This window comes from Billgrantia antri (genome assembly GCF_017868935.1).
GTDB classification, from domain to species: domain Bacteria; phylum Pseudomonadota; class Gammaproteobacteria; order Pseudomonadales; family Halomonadaceae; genus Halomonas; species Halomonas antri.
This window is the reverse complement of the sequence record NZ_CP053383.1, coordinates 197,693-223,619: the sequence shown is the minus strand read 5'-3', so window position 1 is coordinate 223,619 and position 25,927 is coordinate 197,693. Positions and strand designations below refer to the sequence as shown.

The window sequence follows — 25,927 nt, the reverse complement described above, 5'->3', positions numbered from 1 at the left end:
GCTCTCACTTCAGGATGATACGACCATGAAAGTCGCCGACCTATTCAAGTTTCGCACCCCCGAGATCCGGGCGTTGCACCTGACCTGGATCGCGTTCTTCATCACCTTCTATGTCTGGTTCAACATGGCGCCGCTCGCCTCGAGCATGCTCAAGAGCGTCGACTGGCTGACACCGGAAGACATCAAGCTGTTCGCCATCTGCAACGTGGCGCTGACCATACCCGCGCGCATCATCGTCGGCATGGCGCTCGACCGCTTCGGCCCGCGCCGGGTGTTCTCGGTGCTGATGGTGCTCATGTCGATCCCCGCCCTGGTGTTCGCCTTCGGCGACTCCATGACCCAGCTGCTGGTGGCCCGCCTGGTGCTCAGCTCCGTGGGCGCCAGCTTCGTGGTGGGTATCCACATGACCGCGCTGTGGTTCAAGCCCAAGCACATCGGTTTCGCCGAGGGCTTCTATGCCGGCTGGGGCAACTTCGGTTCCGCCGCCGCCGCCATGACCCTGCCGACCATCGCCCTCACCTGGTACGGCGGTGCCGACGGCTGGCGCTGGGCCATCGCCCAGAGCGCCATCGTCATGGCCGCCTACGGCGTGTACTACTGGTTCGCCATCACCGACGGCCCCGACGCCAAGGCGCACCGCAAGGCGCGCAAGGCGATGGCCATGGAGGTCAGCAGCTGGGCCGACATGATCAAGCTGATCCTGTGGACCATTCCGCTGGTCGGCGTGCTGGGCATCCTGGTGTGGCGCATCCAGAACCTGGGCTACCTCTCCACCACCGGTGCCGCCATCGCCTACCTGGTCATCGCTGCAGTAGTGCTCTATCAGATCGTGCAGATCCTGCGCGTCAACGTGCCGATCCTGAAGAAGGGCGTGCCGGAGGACGACAAGTACTCCTTCAACAGCGTCGCCGCGCTCAACAGTACCTACTTCGCCAACTTCGGCGCCGAGCTGGCCGTGGTCTCGATGCTGCCGATGTTCTTCGAGCAGACCTGGGGGCTCACCGCCGCCGCCGCCGGCTTGATCGCCTCCTCGTTCGCCTTCGTCAACCTGGTGGCGCGCCCCATGGGCGGCCTGGTCTCCGACCGTTTGGGCAACCGCCGCTTCGTGATGCTCAGCTACATGTTCGGCATCGGCATCGGCTTCGTGCTGATGGGCCTGCTCAACGCCAAGTGGCCGCTGATCATCGCCATCGCCATTACCATCTTCACCTCTTTCTTCGTGCAAGGGGCGGAGGGCGCCACCTTCGGCATCATTCCCTCGATCAAGCGCCGCATCACCGGCCAGATCTCGGGCATGGCCGGCGCCTACGGCAACGTGGGGGCAGTGGTCTACCTGACCATCTTCACCTTCGTCACCCCGACCCAGTTCTTCTTCATCATCGCCACCGGCGCCTTCCTCAGCTGGCTGATCTGCCTGGTGTGGCTGAAGGAACCGGAAGGGGCGTTCGACGAGGAGTACTATGTCTCCTCCGTCGACCGCATGATCGAGGAGCAGGAGCTGGCCGCGGCCCAGGCCAAGCCGCAGCAAGGCTGAGCCCAAGCCTTCGGGCATCAAACAGAGCGGCGACTTCGGTCGCCGCTTTTTTTGTCGGTGGTGTGTTGTCAGGGCTAGGCTTTATTGGGCGTGACGCTCGAGTTCATGCAGTGCAGCCCGAGCCAGAAAACCGGAACGGCTCTTGTAATCGCCGTGCTTCGCCACGGTGCTGTCGATACGCTTGATCAGCAGATCGGGCAGGGTGACGTTGATCTTGTGACTCTTGCCCAGGTAGGGAGCCATGTCGATCTCGACCGCGGCCCAGATCCACCCGGCGAAGTCGGGATTCTCCAGATGCTGCTGGATGGCGGTAGCGGTGGGAATGGGATCGCCGTGCTCCGACAGGCTTTCGAGATGCCCTTCTATGGCCTCCCGGGCATTGGCGATTGCCTCGTCGAAAGTGTCGCCAGCAGAGAAGCAGCCCGGCAAATCGGGCACGACCACGCCATAAGCGTGCTGCTCGTCGCCAACCTCGATCGCAATGGGGTAGTGCATGGTGTCGCTCCTGTGTGGTGCCAGGTGCTACCGGACTCACTTGAGGCCGGCTTGTTTCCTGATTCCCTGTATCAGACCCCTTTTCAGGTCCTTCTTCGGGTGAGGCACGGTGATGGTGCCGGGCTTGTATGGATGACGAAAGTGATGATGGCTTCCCTTGACCCGGTCCAACGTCCAACCATCCGCTTCCAGCTCCTTTATCAAGTCTGCGCTTTTCACACCCGGCTCCTTGCCGCGCCCTTTGGGGTTATAGTAACCCCGCCCAAGCAGTTGCGCAAGAATTCATAACCCTGATAACTCCACAGGAGTGCTCTGAGTCTCGTAATGCGTAGGAAAGCTCGGGGGCGAGCTCTGCCAGGCCCAACCAAGGCGGCGACTTCGGTAGCCGGTTTTTTAGGGGCAGGAAAGGATAGGAACACTTGGACTACGAGATGCCCTACCCACTAGCGGAGCTGTCTTCCAGGCGGCTTGGCAAGGCGATGAACGCCATGATCAACGACGAGATGGCGCCCAGGATGAAGGCCCCCGGAAATTCAAACAGCCCAGCCTCGGTACCGGCGACAGGAAGCAGGGCCCATGCTTGAGCGCCACCACCACCGGCGAAGAAAGTGAGCAGATAAGCCCACAAGGACTTCCGCAGCTTTATCCAAACGTATATCAGAGATAGTAAAAAAGCCGGCACACCAAAGAGATAGAGTGCCGTCAATGCGGCAATGGAAGCGATCGCGAAGAACCCGCCAAACACCTCCCAGCCATCACTAAAATCCTGCCCGGTGAAAAGGGAGAACAGGAACATGGCACTCACGATCAATAGCGCCACCGCCGCTGGACAGAGAGTGAAGCCAATGATCACTCGCCAGTAAGGGTAGTTTGCCTTCTCAGTCATGACGTTTCACTTCCTTGTTCTAGGCTCTCAGCGAGGGCACCACGGCTTGACCGAGCCGGGCTCCCCCGGACTCAACCAAAGCAACGCCTTGGGTCGCCGCTTATTCTGCCACCGAAACGGTAGCCGACGTATAGCATCGGCTACCGGAACAGGTCAGGCTTCGCTGAGCATTTGCTGATTTCGTGGGAATATCTTGTTCTCGAATTCTCGCAGGCAAGAATCCGCAGCCGCGCTGAGATCCTGCTTGAGTCGCTCAGCACCGTTCGCCAACAGCTCAGCATGGCTGGGTGAGTCATCGTTTCTTTCCGGCCACCTGTTACAATGGGCTTCGGCCACTGCCTGCATCGACCGCGTGTCGATCACCTTGAGCCTTGCGGAATACGTCACGTCATAGGTTCTCATGGCAAAAGGATAGTAGGTAAAACCCCAGCCCAGGGTTTCCACATCCACCAGCAGGTCACTAGCCGCATAGTCTTTCGACAAGCCGGCCACTGCCGTTTCCTTGGTCACGAATCCGTTCTCGTCGACTTGCGCTATCCCAAGCCGCTCGGCAAGCGACGCCGCCAAGCCACTGCTTATTTGGCCAGCCGGATCCTCGATCTCGTTCTCTTCAACGAGGTTGTTCCCGGCTATCACCATTGCAGCAGCGCCCACCAGCCCGCCTACCATGGCTTTCCCTGCCGTCATGGCCATAAAGCTCGGCCTTTCACGGCTAGATATCGTGATCGAGCTTGGCGATGTCTGCTCTACCTTGGCGGTATCCATGGGTACGGTTTTCGTGCTAACACAGCCGACCAACATGAAAGCCAAGAAAAGTGTTGCGATCCCTTTGTACATTTAACACCTCTACAATAATTCTATGACAACTAGCCACTGCCTAGCCCTCTGCCGCCTCATTGAGGCTAAGCAAAGGACACATCTCTGCAGCAATATAATTTTCCTGCCCTTCTTGACCGCTCATCTCAAAAACAACCATGTACGGACTATATCCTTGGATTACGACTTCTGCTTTATAGGATTTTCCAGCTTTCGCGACAAAACAGGAAAACAAATTTCGAGGCGAGCTCCCATAGCTATAAAGAGCTTGAATATTTCTCCTACCAGGCCTAATTAAAACTTCGGAGGGATATCTACACCCGTTGGCATAGGTGGTCATAGGGCGTATGGTTGCCCTTGCATCAATAGCAGTGAACAGAACCATAGGCTCGCCAGACCCGCATGTTGTTGACACCTTACTTCCAATTCCCTGTAGATAAGCACGCTCCGTCATGGACAGCTCTCCTTCATAGGCCTTATAAACATCTAGCGATGTACAGCCTTGAAGAAAAAACAGCGTCAGCAAAGCAATAATCCTTTTCACGACTCCCTCCTTTAGTCCGATTCACCTGCGATACAACGCTTACCTAACTCTCCTGGCACGGGCTCTGATCCCGGTATTCCACCGACTTGCTCCCCAGTCGCTTGATCTTCCAGCCATAGCCGGACTCCACTGCCTTGAAGATCATGTCGCATCACGTACGTATCTCCCCCTTTCGCATCCACCCACACAGGAGTGTAAGCCCTGTAAGTTCCGACATTATAAATATATCTTTCAAACAAAATACCGATGTAATGTATTCCCTCAGAAACCTTCGCCTCACGCGCTGTCGATGACAAGCCAATTTGATTTTTAATAATCTCCCCATCAACACACGCGATTGTCGCCGCTCCCGGGTTCTGAAGACGCTCTCTATATGTCGTAGAAGGCATTGTAATTCTAGCAAACTGATCTGGTGGCGTGCCCTCCGGCACGCCCTCATAGGGTGCCGACACGCACCCTACAACTCCACTGAGCAAAATGAGCATGACTCCAACTCTCTTAAACATCTTTCCCACCCCTTCACTTTATTAAAAATTTGACACCAACCACTTCTCAGCCATTACTATCCAGCAAGTTATTCACTTAACTCCTAGCTTCAAATTTTCCTATCACTCCTGCAATCAGCCAGGCGTAACAATTAAATATTATGCCCGGTTAGCTGCCTCCCCTAGTCCTGGTTAATGATGCACAGCAACCCACTCGCGGCAGTCGCTCAGGTTTCCACATGGAAATCGACATGCGTAGGTACTTGCGGAGACTCATGCGCTCCTGCTGGCGGCGCAGGGTCTCGTCCGGCGTGGGCTCCTGCGCCCACAGCACAGCGGGCCAGCTCAGCGCCAGCAAGGCGGGTAGAAAGAAATGGCGGGTAAAACTGCGTTCCCTGCCGACGGTCCTGCTGCCGGTTGCCTGCGTAAGGCAGCCGACGGTTCCCTGTCGTACGGCGTCCATTGCACCACTGTCTATATCGTTTGAGTGTTATGACCGGACCCGGCACTGCTTGCTGTCCGCTCTAAGGTGGCGGGACTGGCGGAGTGCCGGGTTGAAGGAGTTATCGGCCGTCATAGCGCCAGCTTTAGGGTTAAGCCCATGGCGCTTAATGCCCTGACCGTTCCGTCATGACATTGCTTGTCAGGAGTTTGAAAAGCCGTAGCACCGACGTTGGACATCCCACACTCAACCTTCCCCCGCTCCATAACTGGATTACGCTTAATGCAGAGAGTGGAACTGGTAGAGGTGTTGCCATGGCGGAGGGCAGCAGCGCTAGCCAACTGATTCGACTTCACGAGATTCGCAGGGCTTGCAGCGCATGCAGCCTGCGCGAGCTCTGCTTGCCGGTCGCCCTGAACCACAAGGACACCGAGGAGCTGGATCGTATCGTCGAGCGTAGCCGTCCTCTGAGAAAGGGAGAGAAACTATGCCGTCCCGGCCAACCCTTCAGCGCCATCTATGCCGTGCTCAGCGGCAGCCTGAAGAGCAGCTTGCTGGGCCGCAGTGGCGATAGTCAGGTCATCGCTTTCCACCTGCCGGGAGAATTGATTGGGCTGGACGCCATCGGCACCGGGAGCCATCCCAGCACCATCGAGGCACTGGAGACTACCAGCGTATGCAAGATCCCTTTTTCGCAACTGGAGGCTCTCGCGCGCAAGCTTCCCGGGCTTCAACATCAACTGCTCCGTGTCATGAGCAAGGAGATCTTCGGCGAGCATGAGCTGTTGCAAGTGGTGTCTCGGCGAACGGCTGAGCAGCGCCTGGCCATCATGCTGCTTAACTTGAGTCAGCGCTTCGGCCGACGCGGCCTGTCGCGAACGCGATTCCGCCTATCCATGTCCCGTCTCGACCTAGGCAATTATCTTGGGCTTGCTCCGGAGACGACGAGCCGTACGTTTCGGCGCTTCGTCGACCAGGGTCTGCTCAGGGTCACCGGAAAGGAGATCGAGCTGCTTGACCTTCAGGCGCTGCATGGCCTGACGAAAGAAGACAGCGATAACCCTCGCCATGCCAGGCGCTGTTGATGGTTTATGGCACGGGGCGGGCAACGCAGCTCCCCGTGCCGTTGTTCGCCTACTTGATATCGAGCCTGCGCCGAGGAACCTCCTTGACCTTCGGCAGCTTCAACTCCAGCAGGCCGTTATCGAATCTGGCCTCGGCCTTTTCAGCGTCGACTTCGCAAGGCAGGGCAACCGTGCGCTCCACGCTGCCATGGGAGATTTCACAGCGGTAGTACTCGCCGCTTTCTTCCTTGGATTCCTTGTGGCTCTCTCCCTTGATCGTCACGGTGCTATCAGTGACCGAGACATCCAGATCCTCACGCGCCATACCGGGAAGCTCGGCACGTATCACGACCTCTGCATCCCGATTGATGACATCCACCTTGGGGATACGGGACCCGGCGGCCAGCCGCTCGAAAACCGGCAGGTCCCAGCGCAGCGGGTGCCCCCATCCTCGCTCGAGAAAGCGATCGAACATGCGGTCCAGTTCGCGAAACGGGCTCATTTCCTGGGAACGTGCGGACGACGGTGCAGCAGTATCACCGGCGGTTGGGGTAATGTCCCTGACTTTTTGCTTGGCCATGGCAGTCGCTCCTTTCGAGGCACGCAGACGCCTCGAACGCGGTAATAGTGTCGGTAGCTCTTGCGGCCTGGCTTCCTGCGGTCACCTCCCGAAGGAGCAGGCCACGATAGAAAGCTAGGACGGAAACGGCCCGCCAGAGTTGATGCGCATCAACAAACCAATATCTATTTGCTACCTCGAATCGAAGCTGACCTGCTCAGCTCGCCGATTACCCTGCGACACTCCACCGCTCCTATTCCCGAGTGAAACGGTCGGGAATTGATCTACGACAAGGATGTTTTCGCCAGAGTGCGGCACATTGGGACATGCCAAACGCGGGCGAATCGGTCGCCTGCCAGCCGACCCGCCAGGAGGTGGCCATGACCTCAAACTCCGCGACCCTTCCTTCGAATGCCACCCAGGCCGACGAGCGCGGCACCAAGCTCGCCGCGGTGGTCTACATTCTCTTCCTCGGCAGCGTGCTGGCCGTGGTCACGGCGCCGGTGGGCGTGCTGCTGGCCCACTTGCGCCGGCGCCATGTCGCCGACTGGGTCGCCACTCACCTGCAGTTCCAGATCCGCACCTTCTGGCTCGGCATCGTCGGCGCAGGGCTCTGCCTGGCAGCCTGGCACGCGCTGGGACTGGTCGGTGCTTCCGCGTGGGCGCCCTGGGCGCTGGGCTACGGCTTCTTTACCGCCTGCCTGATCTGGATGGTGGGGCGCTGCGGGGTGGGCATTCATCGGCTGATGGCGGGTCGCGCCATCGACGCCCCGCGCAGCCTGTGGCTCGGCGGTGCCCGCGTGAGCCTGCATGACTGACCCCAGCCCAACCCGTACTTTGCCCAACCCGGGCTGGGGGCCGCTCTCCACCCTGCCCGGCAACCCGCTGATGTGGGTGCTGATCCTCAGCGAGGTGGTGGTCTTCACCGCCTTCTTCGCGCTTTATGCCTGGCACCGCGTCGGCGACGTCACCGGCTTCAACGCCGCCCAGCGTGAGCTCGATCCGCTGATGGGCGGACTCAATACCCTGGTGCTGCTCACCAGCGGACTGTGCGTGGCGCTGGCCGTGGAGGCGATCAGCGCCGGTGGGCGGCGCCGAGCGCGCCGGTGGCTGGCGGCAAGCATGGGACTCGGCGCGCTGTTCTGCGTCATCAAGATCGTGGAGTACGCGGGCAAGTTCTCCGCCGGCATCACCCCCGAGACGCATCTGTTCTTCGGCTACTACTACGGCCTGACTGCTTTCCACTTCGCCCATGTGCTGTTCGGCCTGGGGCTGCTGGCGCTGGTGAGCTGGCGCACCTCGACCGAGAACATCGAGACGGCGGCGGCCTTCTGGCACATGGTCGATCTGATCTGGATTCTGCTCTATCCCTTGATTTACCTATTACGCTGAAGGCTCTTTGTTTCGCTGAAGGCTCTTTGTTTCGCTGAAGGCTCTCTCCCGAGGTGACCATGACCGCACTCCCCGGCACCCGCCGCCTGATCGTTACCTGGCTGATGCTGATGGTACTGACGCTGGTGGCGATGTTCTCCGCGCGCCTCGACCAGACCAGCTGGATGCCATTGCCGCTGTGGTCGGCGCTGCTGGTGCTCGCCGCCACCGGGTTCAAGGCCCAGCGGCTGCTGATGGTCTATCTCAACCTGCGCGCGTCGACACCGGCCTGGAAGGGTACCTTCGTCGGGCTGGTGCTGCTGACGCTGGCGCTGATCGGTGCCGGTTATGCAGCGCCGCGGCTGATCTGAGCCGCAGAGGCGCCAAACGACATCGCCCGGCCATTCGACCGGGCGATGCGATATCTTTCTAGCGATCAGTGTCGGGAGCGGTCGCGGGTCGTGGAGTGCGGCAGCGGCGGCGGGTTGCGTGCCCAGGCTTCCAGCACCCGGGCCAGGCGCATCATGCCGTAGACGATGACGGGGACGAGCAGCATCAGCCCGACGCCCCAGTCGCGGTTGTTGATCAGCCAGGCGATCGGCAGCACCACCGCAAGGCCGATGGCGAGCCCGATGGCGACGGCGATGACGAGACGGGGGTTTGCCATGAGCTTGCCTCCTCAGGAACCGATGATTTGACGATAGATGCCCGGTAGCGCCAGCGACAGGTGCTCGGGCCGGTTGACGATGGCGTAGCTGCCACGGCCGAACAGGTGCGGTACGTAGCGGTGCCCCTCGCTGTCGACGGTGACGCCGAACACCCTCACCTCCTGCTGACGCGCCTCGAGCACTGCGCGGCGGGTGTCCTCGATGCCGTAGCGCCCTTCGTAGTAGTCGGTGTCGTTGGGCTTGCCGTCGGTCAGCACCAGCAGCAGACGGTGGCGATTGGGGCGCTTGGCGAGTTCCTGGGTCACGTGGCGGATCGCCGGCCCCATGCGCGTGTAGTGGCCGGGCTTGAGCGCGGCGATGCGCCGCCCCACGCGGTCGCCCATGGGCTCGTCGAAGCCCTTGAGCGTATTGACCCACACCTTGTGGCGACGGTGCGAGGTGAAGCAGTGGATGGCGTAGTCGTCGCCGCAGCCGGCCAACCCGTGCCCCAGCACCAGCAGCGCCTCCTTCTCGACGTCGAGCACGCGCCGGTCCTCGAGCCAGGCCTCGGTGGAGAGCGAGACGTCGATCAGGATCGACACCGCCAGGTCGCGGGCCTGCTGGCGCGCCGCCAGATAGAGCCGGTCGCTCGATTCGCCGGTGGCCGCCAGGTCGCAGCGCGAGCGGATCACCGCGTCCATGTCGAGTTCGGTGCCGTCGAGCTGGCCGCGCAGGATCTCGCGCCGCGGGCGCAGCGCCTCGAACTCGCGACGCACCTTGCGGATGCGCCGCCGGGTGGCTTCGTCGGGCTCCCACTGCTCGCCCTCCTCGCTCTGCACGTCGCTCAGGACCACGCAGTGGTCGGGCAGGTAGATCTGCTTGCGGTGGTGCCATTCGGGGTAGGTGTGGCGCCCACTCAGGCGTCCGCCGCTGGCTTCGTCGGGGGCCAGGTCGAGGTCGAGCTTGAGTCGCGAGGCGGCCTGCTTGCGGTTGGGGCTGAGCACGATCTCTTCGATCTGGTCGGCGGCCTCCTTGGCCGTCTCCTCCTCCTCGTCCTCGACGTGGCGGTTGAGGTTCACCATCTCGGCCCAGGAGAGCATCTTCTCAGAAGCGTTGAGCATCAGCGGGTCATCGCGGTCGGCCTGGTCCTGCTCGCGGCGATCGGCCTTGCGCTTGCCGCCATCGTCGCTCTGCTGGTCGCGCCGCACGGCGATGTCGGAATCGTCATCGAGGGCCTCGCGTTCGCCGTCACGGGTGCCCAGCGCCACCACATCGCCCCACAGCGGCACCGGCAGCGGCGGGCGATAGTCGCGCGGGGCGCGGAAGACATCCAGCGGCAGGCTAGGATCGAGGATGGCCTCGTGCATGGCGAGCGGCCAGCCGGCCTGGGGCATCGGGCCGCCCAGTTGGGCGAGCAGCGCCGATTCGAGCGCGGCTTCCATGGGCGGCAGGCGCTTGCGCTGCGGGCGCACCGCGAGCAGCGCCTGGCACAGGCGGGCATGGCGTTCGGCCAGCCCCGGGAAGCGTTCGAGCACCGCCTGGGTGGTCCGGCGGGCAACACGCAGCGCCTGCAGGTCACGCTGCAGCGGGTCATCGGGCCTGGCCGGCAGCTCGCCCAAGGCGAGGTACGCGGTCAGCCACAGGTAGAGGTCGCGGTTGAGCTCGGCTTCGGGAAACAGGCCGATGCGCGGCGGCAGCAGCAGATGCTCCTCGTCGCGGCGGGCCTGGTCCAGCGGCTCCTCGTCCAGCCCCAGTCGCTGGCGCAGCGACAGCCGGTGACTCGAGTTGCGACGGGCGATGGCCGCCACTTCGACGCCGGACTCGCCGCCGCCGCAGCGGAAGAACACGCTGAGCATGTTGCGCAGCGAGTCGAGGCGTACCGCCGCCTCGGGATGGTCGGGGTAGCTGGCCGCACTGGAGGCCCAGCGGTGCCAGCGGCGACCGACAAACTCCTCGACCTCAAGAAAATCCAGCATCTTCAGCCTCCCGGGGAACCTCTGACATTGCAGCTCAGTTAACCGCTGGAGCTTTTCCGAGGGCAGATCTCCGCGAAGGCGCTGTGAACCCGTCCCTGGGCGCTACTTTTGCCATCCATGGCAAAAGACCTTCGCTGCGATCTGCCCTCGGCGCCCCAGCTTGGCAGAGTGTGTGCTTACCCAAATGTCGCCCTGATGGCTTCCATCAGGCCTTGCTGAACGTCCTGGTCGTCCGACAGCGGCTCGACCAGGGTGGCGCAGGCGGCATCGAGGATCGGCATGCCGGCGTTGATCAGCGTGGCGCAGTAGACCAGCAGGCGCGTGGAGACGCCCTCCTCCAGGTCCTGCCCCTTCATGGCGCGCAGGCTGGCGGCCAGGTTGACCAGCGCGGCGCAGCGGTCATAGGCCAGGCCACTCTCGCGGGCGACGATCTCGCACTCCACCTTGGGCGGCGGGAAATCGAACGACATCGCCACGAAGCGCTGCCGGGTGCTCGGCTTGAGCGACTTGAGAATGTGTTGATAGCCGGGGTTGTAGGAAACCACCAGCATGAAATCGTCGGGTGCCTCGAGCAGCTCGCCGGTGCGCTCCAGCGGCAGCAGGCGGCGATCGTCGGTCAGCGGGTGCAGCACCACGGTGACGTCCTTGCGCGCCTCGACCACTTCGTCGAGATAGCAGATGCCGCCCTCGCGCACGGCGCGGGTCAGCGGGCCGTCGACCCAGCGGGTCTCGCCGCCCTGCAGCAGGTAGCGGCCGGTGAGGTCGGCGGCGGTCAGGTCGTCATGGCACGACACGGTGAACAGCGGCCGGCCGAGTTTCGCCGCCATGTGGCTGACGAAGCGCGTCTTACCGCAGCCGGTCGGTCCCTTGAGCAGCAGCGGCAGGCGCTGTTGATACGCCTGCTCGAACAGGGCGCACTCGTTGCCGACCGGCTCGTAGTAGGGCAGTTCCTGCTCGAAATTTTGGGCGGAAGCGGTAGCGATATGGGACATGGGCGTCACTCCGGGGAAGGGCTCGATGGGGCGCTTGCACGCCCCATCGAGTGACGGTCACTCAGTAGCGGCCAGGGGCCGGCTGCTCGCGGGCACTTGCTCGCGCACGGGACCGAAGAACGAGTAGATCAGCATGATCGCGGCGACGGTCACGGCCACGCCGGTACCCAGGCGCATGATGAAGAACAGGTCGAGCTGGCTCTGCACCTGCATGTAGTTCATGCCCAGCACCCGCTGCAGGTGGGTCTGTACCACACCGGCGAAGGTCAGGGTGAAGGTCATGAAGCACATGGCGGAGGTCATGATCCAGAAGCCCCACATGTTGAGCACCTGGTTGTAGGGCTGGCTGCGACGGATCTGCGGCATGGCGTAGGTCATCACGCCCAGGATCAGCATCACGTAGGCGCCGTAGAAGGCCAGGTGGCCGTGCGCGGCGGTGAGCTGGGTGCCGTGGGTGTAGTAGTTGATGAACGACAGGGTGTGCATGAAACCCCACACGCCGGCGCCGAAGAAGGCAATGGTCGGACAGCCCAGTGCCCACAGCATGGCCGCCTTGTTGGGGTGATTGCGGCTGCCCTTCCAGAACATGTAGAAGGCGAACACCACCATGGCGAAGAACGGGATCACCTCAAGGGTCGAGAAGATGCTGCCGATGGGCTGCCAGTAGCTCGGCGCGCCGATCCAGTAGTAGTGGTGGCCGGTACCCAGCAGGCCGGAGAACAGCGACAGGCCGACAATGACGTAGAGCCACTTCTCGATGACTTCGCGGTCGACGCCGGACATCTTGATCAGCAGGTAGCCCAGCAGCGAGGCCATGATCAGCTCCCACACGCCCTCGACCCACAGGTGCACGACCCACCACCAGTAGAGCTTGTCCACCGCCAGGTTGGAGGGGTTGTAGAAGGCGAACAGCCAGAACACCGCCGCCAGCCACAGGCCCAGCATCAGCACCAGGTTGATGGCGGTCTTGCGCCCCTTGAGCAGGGTCATGCTGGTGTTGAACAGGAAGATCAGGTACGAGATGGTGATCAGCACCTTGATCCAGAACGGCTGCTCGAGGAATTCACGCCCCTCGTGGATGCCGAACTGATAGCCGACCAGGGCCGCCGCACCGGCGAAGGCGAAGATCGCCAACTGCAGGTAGGCCAGGCCCGGGCTGTGGATTTCCTGCTCGGCCTCTTCCGGCATCAGGTAGTAAGTACAGCCCATGAAGCCGATCAACAGCCACACGATCAGCAGGTTGGTATGGCTGACGCGCATGATGTTGAACGGCATCAGCTCGGCCAGGAAGTGGGGGGAAACATAGACCGTCGCCGCCAGCAGGCCGAAGACGATCTGCAGGGCGAACAGGGCCATGGCCACGGCGAAGAATGGCAGGGCCACCTTCTGGGTTTCGTATTTCATCGTTTCGTTCTCCTTGCCTCAACCCGGATTCACCGCATCAGCCGGCGGGGTGCGGGGGCCAGTTCTGGTCGTCGATGGAGTCGGTCCACTGGAGGAAATCGATCAGCGCGGTCATCTCCTCGTCGGTCAGGTCGAAGTAAGGCATCTGGCGACGTCCCGGAGCACCAGTCGGCTGGGCGCGCATCCAGGCAGTGATTGCCATGCGTGCCCCCTCCGGGTTGGTATGGCCGCCATAACGCTCCCAGACGTTGGCCAGTTCGGGAGCGAAATAGGCGCCCTCGCCCATGATGCTGTGGCAGTTGATGCACATGTTCTCTTCCCACACGTGCTTGCCGAGCTCGACGGACTCGGTGAGCCCCCCCTTGTCGGTGGACTTGGTCACCATGTACCAGTGGCTGTGTGCCGTCAGTGCAGTGAACAACAGGAAGAAGAACAGCGAACCGCCATAGAAGATATTGCGGGCCGCCGCCTTGGTGAGGCCTTCGGTCATGGCCATCCCCCCTTGCTAGTGTTGGCTTGCCTACGGGACCTGCGACCGAGGTCGGCGTCCCACCCCTCTTAAAGATGCATTCATTTTGCATCTTTAGATTAGCAGCCCCGGCCGGTCGCAGACATTGACCCTGGTCAATGCGCTGGTGAAGAGAGCAGCAGGCGGCGGAAACAGCGGGCTAGGACGGGCTGCGTCCCAATGTCGCACGGCGGGTCGAGGCACCCGCCGAGAGGGACAGGGAGGGAAAGTCGGGCAACGCGCAGCACCTACCTAGCGCCTGGCGTCGGTGATGTCCTCGATCCAGGTAAGTGCCGCCACGCCGGCCGGCAGCCCCAGGGTGGGAATCGCCAGCATGGCCACCTGCTTGAGCGCTTCGGGCTCGATGCCCTCGTCGAGGGCGCGGCGCATATGAGAGTGCACGGCCCCCTCGGAGCCGCCGCCTACGGCCAGCGCCAGCTTGACCAGACGCCGCGTACGGTCGTCCAGCGGACCGGCCTCGGCGCACGCCTTGCCCAGCGAGGCGTAAGCACGCCATACCTCGGGATAGTCGTCGGCGACCTTGCCGGCACCAGAGGGTAGTTCGTGATTGGCCATGCGATGTTCCTCATCTTGTCGTGAATGGTTCAGCCGGCCTTCAGTATAGAAGCGGCCCACGCGAAAAAACCTCCCTCTGCCAACGCCGCGGCGCCAAGCGCTAGAAAGGAAGGAAGAACAGCGCATCCTTGGTCACGGCCGTCCCCAGCATGTAGGCGAATACCATGATCGCGGCCAAGGCCGCCAAGCCGCGGGTCTTCGGCGTTCGCCCGCGCTTGATCGCCACCGTGCCCAGCAGGATGTAGCCGAACAACGCCAGGAGCTTGGCGGCAAGCCAGGGGTGCTGGTGCGGCCACATCGACAGCATCGTCATCAAGGTAAGGCCGAGCACCAGCAACAGGGTGTCGTTGACGTGAGGCAGGACCCTGACCCAACGCCGCTGCAGCAGCGTGACCTCGCGTACCGACCACCAGGCCCGCACGAGGAAGAAGGCAATGCTCAGCACCGCGGTGGTCATGTGCAGGTGCTTGATCAGGGCGTAGTGTTCGATCATCGACTGGCTCCGGCTATCCCTCCTGCCCGTCCACACGGGCACGCATTAGCGGTAGCGTATAGTGAAACAGGAAGATGAGATAGGCGATGCACCAGAACAGGATGCTCAGGTTGTAGATCCAGTGGGTGATCTGCGGGAAGGCGGCGAGTACGGGTGAGCGCAGCAGGGCGGCGGCGAACATCAGCCCCAGCCCCACGCCGATGCCCGGCAGGGTACGGATGGTACGCCCGGTATGGCCGAGCGACACCCGCGCCATCATCGCCAGCATCATGGAACCGATGCCGCCGATGGCCAGGGCGTGCACGGCGAGTTCGACGCGAAACGCCCCCAGCAGTGCCATGGCCCACATCGCCAGGCCCACCGAGACGAAGGCATAGCTCAGGTGCAGCCCCCACAGCAGCGGCTCATGCAGCGTACGATACCCTTCCCAGCGCGCCAGGCGCACGAAGCTGGCGCCCGCCGCCACCAGCATCACCACGGCTTGCAGCACCGCAGGCACCGCCAGGCCGAACAGAACGACGAGCTGCAGCACCACCACCGCCACTACCGAGGCCAGGGTCAGCTTCTCCAGCCGCGGGATCGGCGCCGGCTGCGGCCGCCCCAGCTTGCGTGACGTGAAGAAGGGGATCACCCGGCCACCGAGGAGTACCATCAGCACGGCGATCAGCAGCACCGCCAGGTAAGCGCCCTCACGGATCCACTCGACCTTGCCCTGGGCCACGCCGAGATGCATTGCCAGGTTGGCCGTGGCCAGCAGCAGCATGACCGGGACGAACATCAAATTGCGCCACAGCTTCACCGCCAATACCAGGCGCGCCATGACCAGCGCCGCCAGCGGCAGGAAGGCCAGGTCAATGGTTGCCAATAGCCAGGTCGGCAGCCCCATGGGATACGCCAGCGTAAGCCGTGCCGCCAACCATAGCGCCACCAGCCCGAGCAGCGGCGCACCGCTCACGCTCTTGCGTCCGGTCCAGTTCTGCACGGCCGTGAGCAGGAACCCGACCACCACGGCGGCACCGAAGCCGAACAGCATCTCGTGCTGGTGCCACCACATCAGCCCGCCGTGGGGGCGCAGCAGGATGTCGCCGTGCCAGAAAGCGAACCACACCACCATCGCCAACACGCTGAACAGCGCGGCCAGCAGGAAGAACGGACGAAAGGCCAGCCGGGCCAAGGGCAGGCGCGGCTGGCGGTCAACGGGAGAGGAAGTATTCATGGCGCAATACCCGACTTGAATGCTTGGACAAAGCCATTATGCGGGCGCACACCGGGTGCCGTCATGACAAGTATCAAGAATGCTTCTTTCTTCTGGGAGCGCTGAGTGCTGTCGCGAGCGATGATAGGCTGGCCGCTGCCGGAGCACAGCATCCGGAGTTGACTGGCTGCTCAATGAGGAATACGACGGTCCGACGTTTCGGCACCGCCAGCGGCCAGGATATCGAGAGCAGCAAGCAATCAGTGCTTCCTAGTGGCTGGTGCCTTCCTCGTATTGTGTCTTGTTCCACACGTTGTACTTGCCCGAGGGCTTTCTCATCGGCATGCGCCCCAGTTCCTCCAGCGTGTCGGCATCGAGCCACAGCAGGTAGCCGTCGTCGTCCCAGATGCTCAGCAGCAGCGTCTCGCCGCGGCGGTCGAACTCGACGTGGGCGGCGGTCTTGCCCGGCTCGGGGATCAGCGTCTCGACGATCTCCAGGCTCTGCTTGTCGATCACGTGGATGCGGTCGTGGTTGGGGCCGAAGAAGACGTCCACCCAGGCGTAGGGCGAGTTCTCGTGGCTGCGCATGAAGAAGCCGGGACCGTCGGTCTCGATCTCGGTGATCAGCGACCAGTCGCTCATGTCGAACACCGAGACCTGGCCCTTGTCGATGTGCGGCATCGCCATCACCCGGCGGCCGTCGAGCTCCCAGGTAATGCCGGCCCCCAGGTGCGGCATGCCCTCGAGCGGCAGGTCAGCCACCTTGGCCTCGCTGTCCAGATCGAAGACCTGGCCGCCCTGACCGCCGCGTGCTGCTCCCACCAGGTAGCGATATTCGGGGTCGAAGAAGAAATCGTCGAGGTAGTCCGGTGCCGCCATGCGGTGCAGGGCGAAATCCCCGACCAGCGCCTCGTCGCCCGCGGCGCGCTCCTCGGGCCAGCGGATCTCCCAGACCTCGGGAATGTCCTTGAGTGCCACCACGAAACTGTTGCGTGGCGGCGCGGTGTAGACGGCGCTGACCCGCGAGGTGTCGCCATCGAGGCCCTCCACCGGGATGGACGCGATCAGCTCGAGGTTGCGCGCATCGAGCAGTACCAGGCTGTGCGGCAGGTAGTTGCCGGCCAGCACGTAACGGCCATCGGCGGAAACGGCAATGTTGCGCATGTTGATGCCGGCGCGTACCTCGGCGGTGACCTCGAGGTTGTAGATGTCGTACTTGGTCACCCAGCCGTCGCGGGAGCCGAAGTAGACGTAGCGGCCGTCGGGCGAATACTTGGGACCACCATGCAGGGCGTAGCGGCTGGGAAAACGGGCGATGCGCTCGAAGCGGTCGCCGTCGAGCAGGCTGACGTGGTGATCGCCGATCTCCACCACGAGGAAGAGATTCTTGAGGTCCTCGACTTCGAATACCGGTTCGTCGGGGAGCGTCCCCTGATAATGGTTGACCACGTGACTGGCGAGGATGTCTTCCTCCGTCCAGCTCGGTTCGACCTCGGGCCTGGCATAGATCCACTCGGCCAGGGCGTCGACCTCGGCCTCGTCGAGCAGCGCGCCGAAGGCGGGCATCTGAGTCGCGGGACGACCGTCACGGATTACCTCGACGGCTTCGGCCGGCTTCAAGCGGGAGAGATTGTCGGGCAGCAGCGCAGGGCCGATGCCGCCTAGCCGGCCGATACCATGGCAGGCGGCACAGTGCTGGTGATAGAGCATCCCGGCGTCGGGCTCATCGGCCAGCAGCGGCACGCCGGGAAGGGCCATGCTCAGTAACATCGCGATGCACGAACGGAAGGGCTTCACAGCGCCACCCTCCCCATGGCCATGGGCGGTTCGACATCGCTAACGGCGCGGCTCAGCCGCGTCATGCCGGGTGCCAGGGTATCGGCCAGGCGCACCACCTCGCCCACCACGATCAGCGTCGGTGGCCGGAATTCCTCGCGCCGGATGGTGTCGACCAGTTCCCCCAGGGTGGTCAGGACATGGCGCTGCTCAGGCGTGGTGCCGCGCTCTACCAGGGCGACCGGGTGCAGCGCCGGCAGCCCGTGGCGCTGCAGTTCGCGGCTGATCAGCGCGGCATTGGCCAGGCCCATGTAGAACACCGTGGTATGGTGCGGTACCGCCAAGGCGGCCCAGTCCAGCGCCAGCTCGCCGTCGGCCTTGGCGTGGCCGGTGACGAAGGTGACGCTCTGGGCATGATCGCGGTGAGTGAGCGGAAACCCCGCATAGCTGGAGCAACCCGAGGCCGAGGTGATGCCCGGCACCACGCGAAAGCCAACGCTGGATTCGATCAGGTATTCCGCCTCCTCGCCCCCGCGGCCGAAGATATAGGGATCACCGCCCTTGAGGCGCAGCACGCGCTGGCCCTCGCGTGCCAGCTTGACCAGCAGGGCATTGGTCTCCTCCTGCGGCAGGGCGTGGTGGCTGGAGGCCTTGCCCACGTAGTAGCGCTTCGCCTCGGGACGGGCCAGGGCCAGCACCTCGGGCGACACCAGGCGGTCGAAGACCAGGCAGTCGGCCTGCTGCAGCAGCGCCAAGGCGCGTAGGGTCAGCAGTCCCGGATCGCCGGGACCGGCGCCGACGATGGCAACCTCGCCGGGCGCCAGCGGCGCTTCGTCGAGGGCGAAACGGAAGTGTCGCGAATGGCAGTGTGTGGTCATGGTCGGCCTCTCCCCGAAGCGTCAACGCGATCTTGGCAGTCGTTTTTCTATGCAGAATTCGTTCGTCGGCACGCGTTCGTGTCAGAGCTCTATGGCCTGAATGGCATCGAAAGGAGCTGCCACGCGACGCTGACAGCCCTGCTCGACGCCGATCTCCGCGTTGCTCAGGTAGCAGCCGGGATCCTCCTCCCAGGGGTCGCCGGTCACCTTCCACGCCCGCACCCGGGTATTGCCGTTGCAGATGGCAAGGAAGCGGCACTCGGCGCAGCGTCCCTTGAGCGGCCGAGGGCGCTGGCGGAATCCCTGCATCAGGGCATCCTGGCTGTCGCGCCAGATTTCCGAGAACGGACGCTGGCGCACGTTGCCGAGATCGTGGTCCCACCAGAAGGTATCCGGGTGCACCGTGCCCAAGTTATCGATATTGGCGATGAACTCGCCCGAGGCGTTGCCGCCCCACTGGATCAGGCGCTGCTCCAACGCCTCGGCCTGATCGGGAAAGTGCTCGCGGGCCCACATCAGCAGGAAGGGGCCGTCGGCGTCGTTGTTGCCGGTGACGTATTCGCGCTCGACGCCGCGCTCGAGTTCGGCCCGACAATGATCGAACAGCCGGCTCATGGCGTCGCGGGTCATCTGGTACCAGGCGTCCTGCTTGCGGTGCCGATGGCCGCGCCCACCGTAGTTGAGGTGCGAGAGATAGAACTTGTCGACGTCGTGCTCGTCGATCAGCGCCAGGATGGCGTCGAGCTGTTCGTAGTTCTGCTGGGTCAGGGTGAAGCGCAGTCCGACCTTGATGCCGTGCTGCTTGCACAGCTTGACCGCATGCATGGACTCGCGAAACGCCCCCTGGCGACGGCGAAACTCGTCGTGGGTGGCCTCGAGACCGTCGATGCTGATGCCCACGTAGTCGTAGCCGCACTCGGCGATACGGTCGATGTTGCGCTCGTCGATCAGGGTGCCGTTGGTGGAGAGGCCGGTGTAGATGCCGAGCTCCCGGGCGCGCCTGGAGATCTCGAAGATGTCGGGACGCATCAGCGGCTCGCCGCCGGAGAGGATCAGCGCAGGCACCCGGAACTGCTTGAGGTCATCGAGAACGGTAAAGGCCTCCTCGGTGGAAAGCTCGCCCTTGAAGTCGATGTCCGCCGACACCGTATAGCAGTGCTTGCAGGTCAGGTTGCAGCGCCGGATCAGGTTCCATATCACCACCGGCCCGGGGGGCTTGCGGACGGGAGGTGGAGGAGTCGGCTCGAGCAGCGACTTGACGTAGCGGGTGACGCGAAACATGCAAACCTCCTCTGGCGCGAGGCAAGCCTCAGCGCGGCGGGACGGGCCGGCGGCCGAGCCGCAGGCCGGTCTTCTTGAGAATCCGGGAGCTGTAAAGGATGCGGTGGTCGCGACAGGCATCGCCGAGTCGCTCGCGCAGCGCCTCGGCCTGGCGCTCGACCTCTTGGCGCTCATGTCCGTGAAGCATGACGAACAGGTTGTACGGCCACTCTGGCAGGTGGCGCGGTCGCCGGTAGCAATGGCTCACGCCGGGCACGGCGGCGATCTCTCGTCCCAGGCGCTCGACATGGGCGTCGTCGACGTCCCAGACGCTCATGCCATTGGCCACGTAGCCCAGGCGGTAGTGATTGGGCACCGCGGCGATGCGGCGGATGACACCGGTCTCGACCATGCGCTGCATGCGTAAGCGCACCTCGTCCGCGGCCATACCTAGCGGGCCGCCTACCGCCCCCCAGGGATCCGGCACCAGCGGCAGGCCGGCCTGGGTCGCCAGGACGATGGCGCGATCGCGCTCATCCAGGCCATTCGCCGCTGCCTCAAACAGGGAGGTGGAGACGGACATGGAATTCCTCCTGCTTGGGCATGTTGAAGACCGCGAGGCCGGTGACGGTCTCGATCTCGCCGATAACCTCGGCGATGCGCTCTGGAGTTTCGGTGGCCAGCACGAACCACATGTTGAGGCGATGCTCGCGGCGGTAGTTGTGCGCTACCTCGGGAAAGGCATTGACCAGCACGGACACCCGTTCGAAATCGGCCTCCGGCACCGCCAGCGCCGCCAGGGTCAGCCCGCCACCGAGGCGCTCGGCGTGGTACATGGGGCCGAAGCGACTCAGTACGCCGGCCTCGAGCAGCCGCTCCAGGCGGTAGAGCAGCTCGCCTTCGGAGAGCGCGAGTTCGGCGGCCACCGCGGCATAGGGCGACGCCACCAGCGGCAGGCCCGCCTGCAGGCGATTGACGATGCGCCGGTCGGCATCGTCGAGTTCGGTCTGTGCCGGGCGGGGTGTGCGCTCGACGCTCATGTTCGTTCCTCGCGGGTATAACGGCCGCCGCGCTGCTTGTAAGCCTTGCGACAGAACAGCACGCGGTGAGGCGTCTCCTGCAAGCCGTGGCGTCCGGCGATCTCATCGAGTGCCGCCAGCACCCGTTCGCGCCGGGTGCCGTGGATCATGCAGAACAGGTTGTAGGGCCACTCGGGCAGCCGCCGCCGACGGCGATAGCAAAGCGTCACCGCAGGCTCGGCGGCCAGTTGCCGGCCCACCTCGCTCACGTGCTCGTCGGGCAGGTCCCACACCACCATGGCATTGGCGCGAATGCCCAGGGCGTGATGGCGCACCACCAGCCCCATGCGCTTGATCAACCCCTCTCGCCGCCAGCGCTCGACCCAGGCCAGCACTTCGCCTTCGCTCATACCGCACGCCTCGGCGAGCGCCAGCCAGGGGCGCTCGGTCAACGGCAGACCGCGCTCCAGCAACGCCCTCAGGCGCCACGGTGCGGCCTCGTCCCGAGGGGTCATGGTCGTTGAGGTCGGTTGTGTCATGGCCCCCCCAGCTCGGCCCAGGGAATCGGGAATCCGAGGTCGATGTGGTAGCCCTCGACCATCGGCAGGCGCAGCAGCGGCCGCTCCAGCTCCTCCTCCAGCGCCTCCAGGCGTGCCTCGAGCTGCACCTCGTCGGCGGCCGTCATCACGAACCAGAGGTTGTAGTCGATGCCACTGACCTGGCCGTCGCGGGCCAGGTCTTCACGTGCCAGGTCTTCACGTGCGTAGTTGTGATTGACGCCCGGGGAGCGATTGATCGCCGCCGCCACCGCGTCGCACTCGGCCTCGGGCACGGCCACCGCCGCCAGCAGGCTGGCCCCGGCGCGGGCGTGGTCGAACACCGGTCCCACGCGACTCAACACTTCTCCCTGCTGAAGGGTTTGAAGACGCTCCAGCACCTCCGCCTCGCTCACGCCCAAGCGTTCGGCCATGGCGGCAAAAGGCCGGGTACAGAGCGGCAGGTCGCGCTGAAAGGCATCGATGAGGCGTCGGTCGAGTGCGTCGAGTTCGGCCATGGGCAGGTACCGGGCAGGACGAAGGAAGCATGATCTTAAGCGGTATCTTACATGCCACATCAGTCCCGAACGCCGTCATCGGACGTGCCGTTGACGCAAGTCAAAAGACCCGAGCGACTTGGCGGTCACTTGATGACGGTCAAGGCGACGACTGGTGCCGGGCGGGACACTGCGGCGACGGCCCGCTCCTGGCCAGGCCCATCGTCACGCTGCTGCACGAGGTTCGAGATGACAACGTCGGTTCTGAGGTCGCTGCTGTTCGCAGCCTTGGCCGTCCCGGCCCTGGCGAGCGACGAACTGCCTGGCCCTGAGCGTCAGGCCGAACTCGAGACCCTGCTCTACCAGGACTGCGGCTCCTGCCACGGCATGACCCTGCGCGGCGGCCTCGGCCCGGCGCTGCCCCGCGACCGCATGCAGGGCTTCAGCCCCGAGGCACTCGCCCACCTCATCCAGCACGGCATCCCCGGCAGCGCGATGCCGGGCTGGAAGGCCCTGCTCAGCGACGCCGAGGCGCGCTGGCTGGCCGACCACCTGCGCACCGACAACCGCCTGGAAACGCTACAGCGCGACTGACTCTGGAGATCGCCATGTCCCTTTCGTTCCCGTTGAAGCGCCTGCTCGCCACCGCGGGCCTGGCCCTGCTCGTCGCCGCCCCGGTCAGCGCCGAGACATCCGCCCCGGCCGCCGAGCTGCGCGGCACCGGCGATCTGGGCGTGGTGGTCGAGCGTGCCAGCGGCAGCGTGGCGCTGGTCGACACCACCCGCCGCGAGGTGCTGCGCCATGTCGAAGGCTTCGGCGATCTCTCCCACGCCTCGGTGAAATTCTCTCGCGATGCGCGCTACGCCTTCGTCTTCGGCCGTGACGGCGGGCTGACCAAACTCGATCTGCTCACCGGCGAGATCGCCGGGCGCGTCATCCAGTCGGGCAACAGCATCGGCGGTGCCATCTCGCAGGACGGTCGCTTCGTGGCGGTGGGCAACTACGAGCCGGGCGGGGTGAAGGTGTTCGATACCGAAACGCTGGAGCTGGTGGTCGACGTGCCGGCCGACTACGAGAAAGCCGACGGCACTATCGCCCAGGCCAAGGTGGTGGGAGTGGTCGATGCCCCCGGCAATCGCTTCGTCTTCAGCCTGTTCGAGGCCGGCGAGATCTGGACCCTGGACATGAGCGGCGACGAGCCGGTACTCGACAAGCATCGCGACGTGGGCCGGGAGCCTTACGACGCCCTGATCACCGGCAACGGGCGCTACTATATCGCCGGGCTATTCGGCGAGGACGGCATGGCCCTGCTCGACCTGTGGCACCCCGAGAACGGCGTGCAACGCATCCTGCCCGACTATGGCCGCGGCGAGGAACGCCTGCCGGTGTACAAGATGCCGCATCTGGAGGGCTGGGCGATGGCCGGCGACCTGGCCTTTTTCCCCGCCGTGGGACGCCACGAAGTGCTGGTGGCCGACAGCGACGACTGGTCGCTGGTCGGACGCATCCCGGTGCAGGGACAGCCGATCTTCGTCATGAGCCGCCCCGACGAGCGCCAGGTGTGGGTCACCTTCGCCCACCCCGACAACGGCCAGGTACAGGTGATCGACACCCAGACGCTGGAGGTGATCCAGACCCTCGAGCCGGGCGAATCGATCCTGCACAAGGAGTTCACCCCACGCGGCGAGCACATCTGGATCTCGGCCCGCGACAGCGATCAGGTCGTGGTCTACGACACGCGCACCTTCGAGGAACTGGCCAGGCTGCCGGCCGAATCACCTAGCGGCATCTTCTTCACCCATCGGGCCCACCAGATCGGGCTGTAGACAAATGCCTGCGCTAGCGAATCGCTGCGTTGCGCGGTGCGCGGAATCCTCACATATACCCCATATGCTCCGGTTCCTGTGCTCCGTGCGCCTTGCGCTTCATCTCGCTCGGCAATTTGTCCTGCGTTCATAGCTTGACAGGCTCTCGCCTCGCGACTAAATCAATAAAAACAACAACTTTTCCCTGACGCGAGAGCTTTCTTGATGGATATCAACCATCTGCTGCAACTGCCCTTCACCCATGAAGGCGGCTGGCAGCAACTGCGCCGCGAACGCCCCTCCCTCAACGCGCTGATCCTGCGCGTGGTGCTGCCGCTGTCGCTGCTGCCGCCGGTGATGCTTCACTACGCCATCCACCGGCATGGCGACGCCCTGCTGGAGGGCCTGGCCGAGCGCCCCTGGGCCATCATCGCTCCGGCGCTGCTCACCGCCGAGCTGCTCACCTTCCTGGTGATGGGCTGGCTGATCCACGGCGTGGCGCACGCCCACCGCCTACGACTTAGCCACCGCGACGCCTACTTCCTCGCCGCCATGGTGCCGCTGCCGCTGTGGTTCTCTGCACTGACGCTGTTCGTTCCCGACATGGCTTTCATCGTCTGCGGCGTACTGCTGGCGCTGATGCTGTCGTGCGGACTGGTCTACCACGGCCTGCAGGCGCTCGCCGAGCGCGAGGAAGACGACATCATGGTGATGTCGGCCACCTACGCGATCATCGCCTTCGGCCTGATGGCGTGGGGGGTCCTGCTGGCGCTGGTGTGGGCGCTGTAGGGACCTACCCTCGCAAGCGCACCAGAGATCCCTTCCGACATCCGTGTCAGGTGCGCCTTCGTGCCTGCCTCGCGCGCTTTTCGATGCTCCGCGTCCACACGACATGAGGAGTTTGCCTTGCTGCTGCGACAATTCGCCTCAGGTGAGCGAGCCCCATAAAAAGTATTTTACATACTTATTATAATTTTCCCGACGAAGGAGACCCTCATGCTCACCTCGCAGCAGGAGCAGCTCATCGAGGCTACCGCCCCGGTAGTGGCGGAGCACCTCGATGCCATTACCCGGCGTTTCTACCCGTTGATGTTCAGGCGCTACCCCGAAGTGGCCTCGCTGTTCAATGAGGCGCACCAGCAGAGCGGTGCCCAGCAACGGGCCCTGGCCGGCGCCGTATTGGCCTACGTGCAGCTGCGCCAGGATCCATCCCTGGCACGTGAAACCTTGTCGACCGTGGTGGAGAAGCACGTGTCGCTGGGCATTCAGCCGGACCAGTATCCCATCGTCGGCGAGTGCCTGATGGCCGCCATCGGCGAGGAGCTGGGCGACGCTCTGACGCCCGAGATCGTCGAAGCGTGGACCGCGCTCTACCAAGAGCTGGCCGGGCTATTGATCGAACTGGAGGATCGGCGGTATCAGGCTTTTGCTCTCAAGCCCGGCGGCTGGCGCGGTTTGCGTCGCTTCCGCATCGCGGCGATCCGGCAGGAGAGCGCGGTGATTCGCTCCTTCGTACTCGAGCCGGAGGACGGAGGCCCAGTGGCAGACCATGAGCCCGGCCAGTACATCGGCGTGCGACTCGGTATCGAGGGCGAAACGCTCTACCGCCACTACAGCCTCTCGGACCTGCCCAATGGGCGCACGTATCGGATCTCGATCAAGCGTGAGCCCGAGGGGCGAGCCAGCCGACATTTCCATGATGTGTTGAAGGTTGGCGATCGCGTGGATCTGCTGCCCCCGGCCGGGGAGCTGACGCTACAGGGCGGCAATGAGCCGCTGCTGATGATCAGCGGCGGAGTGGGTCAGACGCCGATCCTGCCGCTAGCTCGGCAGGCCCTGGCCAAGGGCAGGCAGGTAGTCTATCTGCATGCCGCCATCGACGCCGAGCATCACGCCTTCCGGCAGGAGGTTGCTGCGATGCGCGAAGCGCACCCCGCTAAGCTCAAGGTCGTCGCCATACACGAACATGGCGCAGATGCCGACCACTGCGGTCGCCTCGATCGTGAATTGTTGCGTCGCTATCTGCCTGATGCCACCACGCGTTGCTACTTTGTCGGCCCGCAAGGGTTCATGAGTACGGTCAACCAGGCACTGGCGGAGCTCGGCGTCGAGGAAGAACGTCGCCACTTCGAGCACTTCGGCCCAGCACGCCCGCTCGACGCCGCCTGA

Annotated in this window: 30 protein-coding genes; 9 read left to right on the top strand and 21 right to left on the bottom strand. The window is 63.8% G+C overall.

The window, feature by feature from the left end:
* Nucleotides 1-25: 25 nt before the first annotated feature.
* Nucleotides 26-1,534, top strand: a complete 1,509-nt coding sequence (locus tag HNO53_RS01055) for an MFS transporter (protein WP_209475500.1) — start codon at nucleotides 26-28, stop codon at nucleotides 1,532-1,534.
* 81 nt (nucleotides 1,535-1,615) lie between these two features.
* Here HNO53_RS01055 and HNO53_RS01050 read toward each other — a convergent pair whose 3' ends face one another.
* From HNO53_RS01050 to HNO53_RS01030, 5 genes are all read right to left on the bottom strand, one after another.
* The gene (locus tag HNO53_RS01050) at nucleotides 1,616-2,029 is read right to left on the bottom strand and encodes a type II toxin-antitoxin system HicB family antitoxin (protein WP_209475498.1); all 414 of its coding nucleotides are present in this window, start codon (nucleotides 2,027-2,029) and stop codon (nucleotides 1,616-1,618) included.
* A gap of 36 nt (nucleotides 2,030-2,065) precedes the next feature.
* Entirely contained in the window at nucleotides 2,066-2,248 is a 183-nt protein-coding gene (locus tag HNO53_RS01045) for a type II toxin-antitoxin system HicA family toxin (RefSeq protein WP_209475496.1), read from the bottom strand.
* A 217-nt stretch (nucleotides 2,249-2,465) separates the two neighbouring features.
* On the bottom strand, nucleotides 2,466-2,915 hold the full coding sequence (locus HNO53_RS01040) for a hypothetical protein (RefSeq protein ID WP_209475494.1): 450 nt from the start codon (nucleotides 2,913-2,915) through the stop codon (nucleotides 2,466-2,468).
* Nucleotides 2,916-3,068: 153 nt separating this feature from the next.
* Complete coding sequence (locus tag HNO53_RS01035; RefSeq protein WP_209475493.1) at nucleotides 3,069-3,680, bottom strand: hypothetical protein; 612 nt, start codon at nucleotides 3,678-3,680, stop codon at nucleotides 3,069-3,071.
* A gap of 112 nt (nucleotides 3,681-3,792) precedes the next feature.
* Complete coding sequence (locus HNO53_RS01030) at nucleotides 3,793-4,275, bottom strand: hypothetical protein (protein ID WP_209475491.1); 483 nt, start codon at nucleotides 4,273-4,275, stop codon at nucleotides 3,793-3,795.
* 1,241 nt (nucleotides 4,276-5,516) lie between these two features.
* On the opposite strand from HNO53_RS01030, the gene fnr reads away from it, so the two are divergent.
* Nucleotides 5,517-6,287, top strand: coding sequence for a fumarate/nitrate reduction transcriptional regulator Fnr (gene fnr, locus HNO53_RS01025; protein ID WP_209475489.1), 771 nt, complete (start codon nucleotides 5,517-5,519; stop codon nucleotides 6,285-6,287).
* A gap of 49 nt (nucleotides 6,288-6,336) precedes the next feature.
* Here the strand turns inward: fnr and HNO53_RS01020 are convergent, their stop codons facing one another.
* Nucleotides 6,337-6,846 (bottom strand): Hsp20/alpha crystallin family protein, encoded by a 510-nt coding sequence (locus tag HNO53_RS01020; RefSeq protein ID WP_209475487.1) that lies wholly within the window; start codon nucleotides 6,844-6,846, stop codon nucleotides 6,337-6,339.
* Nucleotides 6,847-7,205: 359 nt separating this feature from the next.
* Between HNO53_RS01020 and HNO53_RS01015 the strand changes: the two genes are divergently transcribed.
* From HNO53_RS01015 to HNO53_RS01005, 3 genes are read left to right on the top strand one after another with little or no spacing between them, the layout of a single operon-like run.
* On the top strand, nucleotides 7,206-7,643 hold the full coding sequence (locus tag HNO53_RS01015; protein WP_209475485.1) for a DUF4870 family protein: 438 nt from the start codon (nucleotides 7,206-7,208) through the stop codon (nucleotides 7,641-7,643).
* Nucleotides 7,636-8,217 carry a cytochrome c oxidase subunit 3 family protein gene (locus tag HNO53_RS01010; RefSeq protein ID WP_209475483.1) on the top strand — a complete coding sequence of 194 codons (582 nt, stop codon included), beginning with the start codon at nucleotides 7,636-7,638 and terminating at the stop codon, nucleotides 8,215-8,217. The genes HNO53_RS01015 and HNO53_RS01010 overlap by 8 nt, the downstream gene beginning before the upstream one ends.
* A 59-nt stretch (nucleotides 8,218-8,276) precedes the next feature.
* Nucleotides 8,277-8,567 (top strand): hypothetical protein, encoded by a 291-nt coding sequence (locus HNO53_RS01005; protein WP_209475481.1) that lies wholly within the window; start codon nucleotides 8,277-8,279, stop codon nucleotides 8,565-8,567.
* Between the two features lie 65 nt (nucleotides 8,568-8,632).
* On the opposite strand, the gene HNO53_RS01000 is transcribed toward HNO53_RS01005, so the two are convergent.
* The 15 genes from HNO53_RS01000 to HNO53_RS00930 form a co-directional block, all read right to left on the bottom strand.
* On the bottom strand, nucleotides 8,633-8,863 hold the full coding sequence (locus tag HNO53_RS01000) for a hypothetical protein (RefSeq protein WP_209475480.1): 231 nt from the start codon (nucleotides 8,861-8,863) through the stop codon (nucleotides 8,633-8,635).
* A gap of 12 nt (nucleotides 8,864-8,875) precedes the next feature.
* Complete coding sequence (locus tag HNO53_RS00995) at nucleotides 8,876-10,819, bottom strand: nitric oxide reductase activation protein NorD (protein WP_209475478.1); 1,944 nt, start codon at nucleotides 10,817-10,819, stop codon at nucleotides 8,876-8,878.
* Between the two features lie 176 nt (nucleotides 10,820-10,995).
* Nucleotides 10,996-11,811 carry a CbbQ/NirQ/NorQ/GpvN family protein gene (locus tag HNO53_RS00990; protein WP_209475476.1) on the bottom strand — a complete coding sequence of 272 codons (816 nt, stop codon included), beginning with the start codon at nucleotides 11,809-11,811 and terminating at the stop codon, nucleotides 10,996-10,998.
* Between the two features lie 57 nt (nucleotides 11,812-11,868).
* The gene (locus HNO53_RS00985; protein ID WP_209475474.1) at nucleotides 11,869-13,215 is read right to left on the bottom strand and encodes a cbb3-type cytochrome c oxidase subunit I; all 1,347 of its coding nucleotides are present in this window, start codon (nucleotides 13,213-13,215) and stop codon (nucleotides 11,869-11,871) included.
* A gap of 37 nt (nucleotides 13,216-13,252) precedes the next feature.
* Nucleotides 13,253-13,705, bottom strand: a complete 453-nt coding sequence (locus HNO53_RS00980; RefSeq protein ID WP_209475472.1) for a c-type cytochrome — start codon at nucleotides 13,703-13,705, stop codon at nucleotides 13,253-13,255.
* 270 nt (nucleotides 13,706-13,975) lie between these two features.
* On the bottom strand, nucleotides 13,976-14,299 hold the full coding sequence (locus tag HNO53_RS00975; protein ID WP_209475470.1) for a carboxymuconolactone decarboxylase family protein: 324 nt from the start codon (nucleotides 14,297-14,299) through the stop codon (nucleotides 13,976-13,978).
* A gap of 100 nt (nucleotides 14,300-14,399) precedes the next feature.
* Nucleotides 14,400-14,792 (bottom strand): SirB2 family protein, encoded by a 393-nt coding sequence (locus HNO53_RS00970; protein ID WP_209475468.1) that lies wholly within the window; start codon nucleotides 14,790-14,792, stop codon nucleotides 14,400-14,402.
* A gap of 13 nt (nucleotides 14,793-14,805) precedes the next feature.
* Nucleotides 14,806-16,008 (bottom strand): NnrS family protein, encoded by a 1,203-nt coding sequence (locus tag HNO53_RS00965; RefSeq protein ID WP_209475466.1) that lies wholly within the window; start codon nucleotides 16,006-16,008, stop codon nucleotides 14,806-14,808.
* A 249-nt stretch (nucleotides 16,009-16,257) separates the two neighbouring features.
* A complete protein-coding gene (locus HNO53_RS00960) occupies nucleotides 16,258-17,757 on the bottom strand; it encodes a nitrite reductase (RefSeq protein WP_209475465.1) in 1,500 nt (499 codons plus the stop codon).
* 23 nt (nucleotides 17,758-17,780) lie between these two features.
* The gene (gene cobA, locus HNO53_RS00955; protein WP_209475463.1) at nucleotides 17,781-18,641 is read right to left on the bottom strand and encodes a uroporphyrinogen-III C-methyltransferase; all 861 of its coding nucleotides are present in this window, start codon (nucleotides 18,639-18,641) and stop codon (nucleotides 17,781-17,783) included.
* An 81-nt stretch (nucleotides 18,642-18,722) separates the two neighbouring features.
* On the bottom strand, nucleotides 18,723-19,922 hold the full coding sequence (nirJ, locus tag HNO53_RS00950; RefSeq protein ID WP_209475461.1) for a heme d1 biosynthesis radical SAM protein NirJ: 1,200 nt from the start codon (nucleotides 19,920-19,922) through the stop codon (nucleotides 18,723-18,725).
* 28 nt (nucleotides 19,923-19,950) lie between these two features.
* Complete coding sequence (gene ahbB / locus HNO53_RS00945) at nucleotides 19,951-20,484, bottom strand: siroheme decarboxylase subunit beta (RefSeq protein ID WP_209475459.1); 534 nt, start codon at nucleotides 20,482-20,484, stop codon at nucleotides 19,951-19,953.
* Nucleotides 20,459-20,941, bottom strand: a complete 483-nt coding sequence (locus HNO53_RS00940) for an Lrp/AsnC family transcriptional regulator (RefSeq protein ID WP_209475457.1) — start codon at nucleotides 20,939-20,941, stop codon at nucleotides 20,459-20,461. The genes ahbB (HNO53_RS00945) and HNO53_RS00940 overlap by 26 nt, the downstream gene beginning before the upstream one ends.
* A complete protein-coding gene (gene ahbB / locus HNO53_RS00935; RefSeq protein ID WP_209475455.1) occupies nucleotides 20,938-21,459 on the bottom strand; it encodes a siroheme decarboxylase subunit beta in 522 nt (173 codons plus the stop codon). The genes HNO53_RS00940 and ahbB (HNO53_RS00935) overlap by 4 nt, the downstream gene beginning before the upstream one ends.
* Nucleotides 21,456-21,974 (bottom strand): Lrp/AsnC family transcriptional regulator, encoded by a 519-nt coding sequence (locus HNO53_RS00930; RefSeq protein WP_209475453.1) that lies wholly within the window; start codon nucleotides 21,972-21,974, stop codon nucleotides 21,456-21,458. The genes ahbB (HNO53_RS00935) and HNO53_RS00930 overlap by 4 nt, the downstream gene beginning before the upstream one ends.
* Nucleotides 21,975-22,202: 228 nt before the next feature.
* Here HNO53_RS00930 and HNO53_RS00925 point away from each other — a divergent pair, with 228 nt between their 5' ends.
* The 4 genes from HNO53_RS00925 (at nucleotide 22,203) to hmpA (ending at nucleotide 25,927) form a co-directional block, all read left to right on the top strand.
* A complete protein-coding gene (locus HNO53_RS00925; protein ID WP_209475452.1) occupies nucleotides 22,203-22,547 on the top strand; it encodes a c-type cytochrome in 345 nt (114 codons plus the stop codon).
* A 14-nt stretch (nucleotides 22,548-22,561) separates the two neighbouring features.
* Entirely contained in the window at nucleotides 22,562-23,779 is a 1,218-nt protein-coding gene (locus HNO53_RS00920; RefSeq protein ID WP_209475450.1) for a cytochrome D1 domain-containing protein, read from the top strand.
* Between the two features lie 204 nt (nucleotides 23,780-23,983).
* Nucleotides 23,984-24,547 (top strand): YIP1 family protein, encoded by a 564-nt coding sequence (locus tag HNO53_RS00915; RefSeq protein WP_209478473.1) that lies wholly within the window; start codon nucleotides 23,984-23,986, stop codon nucleotides 24,545-24,547.
* A gap of 207 nt (nucleotides 24,548-24,754) precedes the next feature.
* Nucleotides 24,755-25,927, top strand: a complete 1,173-nt coding sequence (gene hmpA, locus HNO53_RS00910; protein WP_209475449.1) for an NO-inducible flavohemoprotein — start codon at nucleotides 24,755-24,757, stop codon at nucleotides 25,925-25,927.

Bases quoted from the DNA above. Each gene is read 5' to 3' on its own strand.
- HNO53_RS01055 (WP_209475500.1), top strand. From the start codon at position 26: ATGAAAGTCGCCGACCTATTCAAGTTTCGCACCCCCGAGATCCGGGCG.
- HNO53_RS01050 (WP_209475498.1), bottom strand. From the start codon at position 2,029: ATGCACTACCCCATTGCGATCGAGGTTGGCGACGAGCAGCACGCTTAT.
- HNO53_RS01040 (WP_209475494.1), bottom strand. From the start codon at position 2,915: ATGACTGAGAAGGCAAACTACCCTTACTGGCGAGTGATCATTGGCTTC.
- HNO53_RS01035 (WP_209475493.1), bottom strand. From the start codon at position 3,680: ATGGATACCGCCAAGGTAGAGCAGACATCGCCAAGCTCGATCACGATA.
- fnr (WP_209475489.1), top strand. From the start codon at position 5,517: ATGGCGGAGGGCAGCAGCGCTAGCCAACTGATTCGACTTCACGAGATT.
- HNO53_RS01020 (WP_209475487.1), bottom strand. From the start codon at position 6,846: ATGGCCAAGCAAAAAGTCAGGGACATTACCCCAACCGCCGGTGATACT.
- HNO53_RS01015 (WP_209475485.1), top strand. From the start codon at position 7,206: ATGACCTCAAACTCCGCGACCCTTCCTTCGAATGCCACCCAGGCCGAC.
- HNO53_RS01010 (WP_209475483.1), top strand. From the start codon at position 7,636: ATGACTGACCCCAGCCCAACCCGTACTTTGCCCAACCCGGGCTGGGGG.
- HNO53_RS01005 (WP_209475481.1), top strand. From the start codon at position 8,277: ATGACCGCACTCCCCGGCACCCGCCGCCTGATCGTTACCTGGCTGATG.
- HNO53_RS01000 (WP_209475480.1), bottom strand. From the start codon at position 8,863: ATGGCAAACCCCCGTCTCGTCATCGCCGTCGCCATCGGGCTCGCCATC.
- HNO53_RS00995 (WP_209475478.1), bottom strand. From the start codon at position 10,819: ATGCTGGATTTTCTTGAGGTCGAGGAGTTTGTCGGTCGCCGCTGGCAC.
- HNO53_RS00990 (WP_209475476.1), bottom strand. From the start codon at position 11,811: ATGTCCCATATCGCTACCGCTTCCGCCCAAAATTTCGAGCAGGAACTG.
- HNO53_RS00985 (WP_209475474.1), bottom strand. From the start codon at position 13,215: ATGAAATACGAAACCCAGAAGGTGGCCCTGCCATTCTTCGCCGTGGCC.
- HNO53_RS00980 (WP_209475472.1), bottom strand. From the start codon at position 13,705: ATGACCGAAGGCCTCACCAAGGCGGCGGCCCGCAATATCTTCTATGGC.
- HNO53_RS00975 (WP_209475470.1), bottom strand. From the start codon at position 14,299: ATGGCCAATCACGAACTACCCTCTGGTGCCGGCAAGGTCGCCGACGAC.
- HNO53_RS00970 (WP_209475468.1), bottom strand. From the start codon at position 14,792: ATGATCGAACACTACGCCCTGATCAAGCACCTGCACATGACCACCGCG.
- HNO53_RS00965 (WP_209475466.1), bottom strand. From the start codon at position 16,008: ATGAATACTTCCTCTCCCGTTGACCGCCAGCCGCGCCTGCCCTTGGCC.
- HNO53_RS00960 (WP_209475465.1), bottom strand. From the start codon at position 17,757: ATGTTACTGAGCATGGCCCTTCCCGGCGTGCCGCTGCTGGCCGATGAG.
- cobA (WP_209475463.1), bottom strand. From the start codon at position 18,641: ATGACCACACACTGCCATTCGCGACACTTCCGTTTCGCCCTCGACGAA.
- nirJ (WP_209475461.1), bottom strand. From the start codon at position 19,922: ATGTTTCGCGTCACCCGCTACGTCAAGTCGCTGCTCGAGCCGACTCCT.
- ahbB (WP_209475459.1), bottom strand. From the start codon at position 20,484: ATGTCCGTCTCCACCTCCCTGTTTGAGGCAGCGGCGAATGGCCTGGAT.
- HNO53_RS00940 (WP_209475457.1), bottom strand. From the start codon at position 20,941: ATGAGCGTCGAGCGCACACCCCGCCCGGCACAGACCGAACTCGACGAT.
- ahbB (WP_209475455.1), bottom strand. From the start codon at position 21,459: ATGACACAACCGACCTCAACGACCATGACCCCTCGGGACGAGGCCGCA.
- HNO53_RS00930 (WP_209475453.1), bottom strand. From the start codon at position 21,974: ATGGCCGAACTCGACGCACTCGACCGACGCCTCATCGATGCCTTTCAG.
- HNO53_RS00925 (WP_209475452.1), top strand. From the start codon at position 22,203: ATGACAACGTCGGTTCTGAGGTCGCTGCTGTTCGCAGCCTTGGCCGTC.
- HNO53_RS00920 (WP_209475450.1), top strand. From the start codon at position 22,562: ATGTCCCTTTCGTTCCCGTTGAAGCGCCTGCTCGCCACCGCGGGCCTG.
- HNO53_RS00915 (WP_209478473.1), top strand. From the start codon at position 23,984: ATGGATATCAACCATCTGCTGCAACTGCCCTTCACCCATGAAGGCGGC.
- hmpA (WP_209475449.1), top strand. From the start codon at position 24,755: ATGCTCACCTCGCAGCAGGAGCAGCTCATCGAGGCTACCGCCCCGGTA.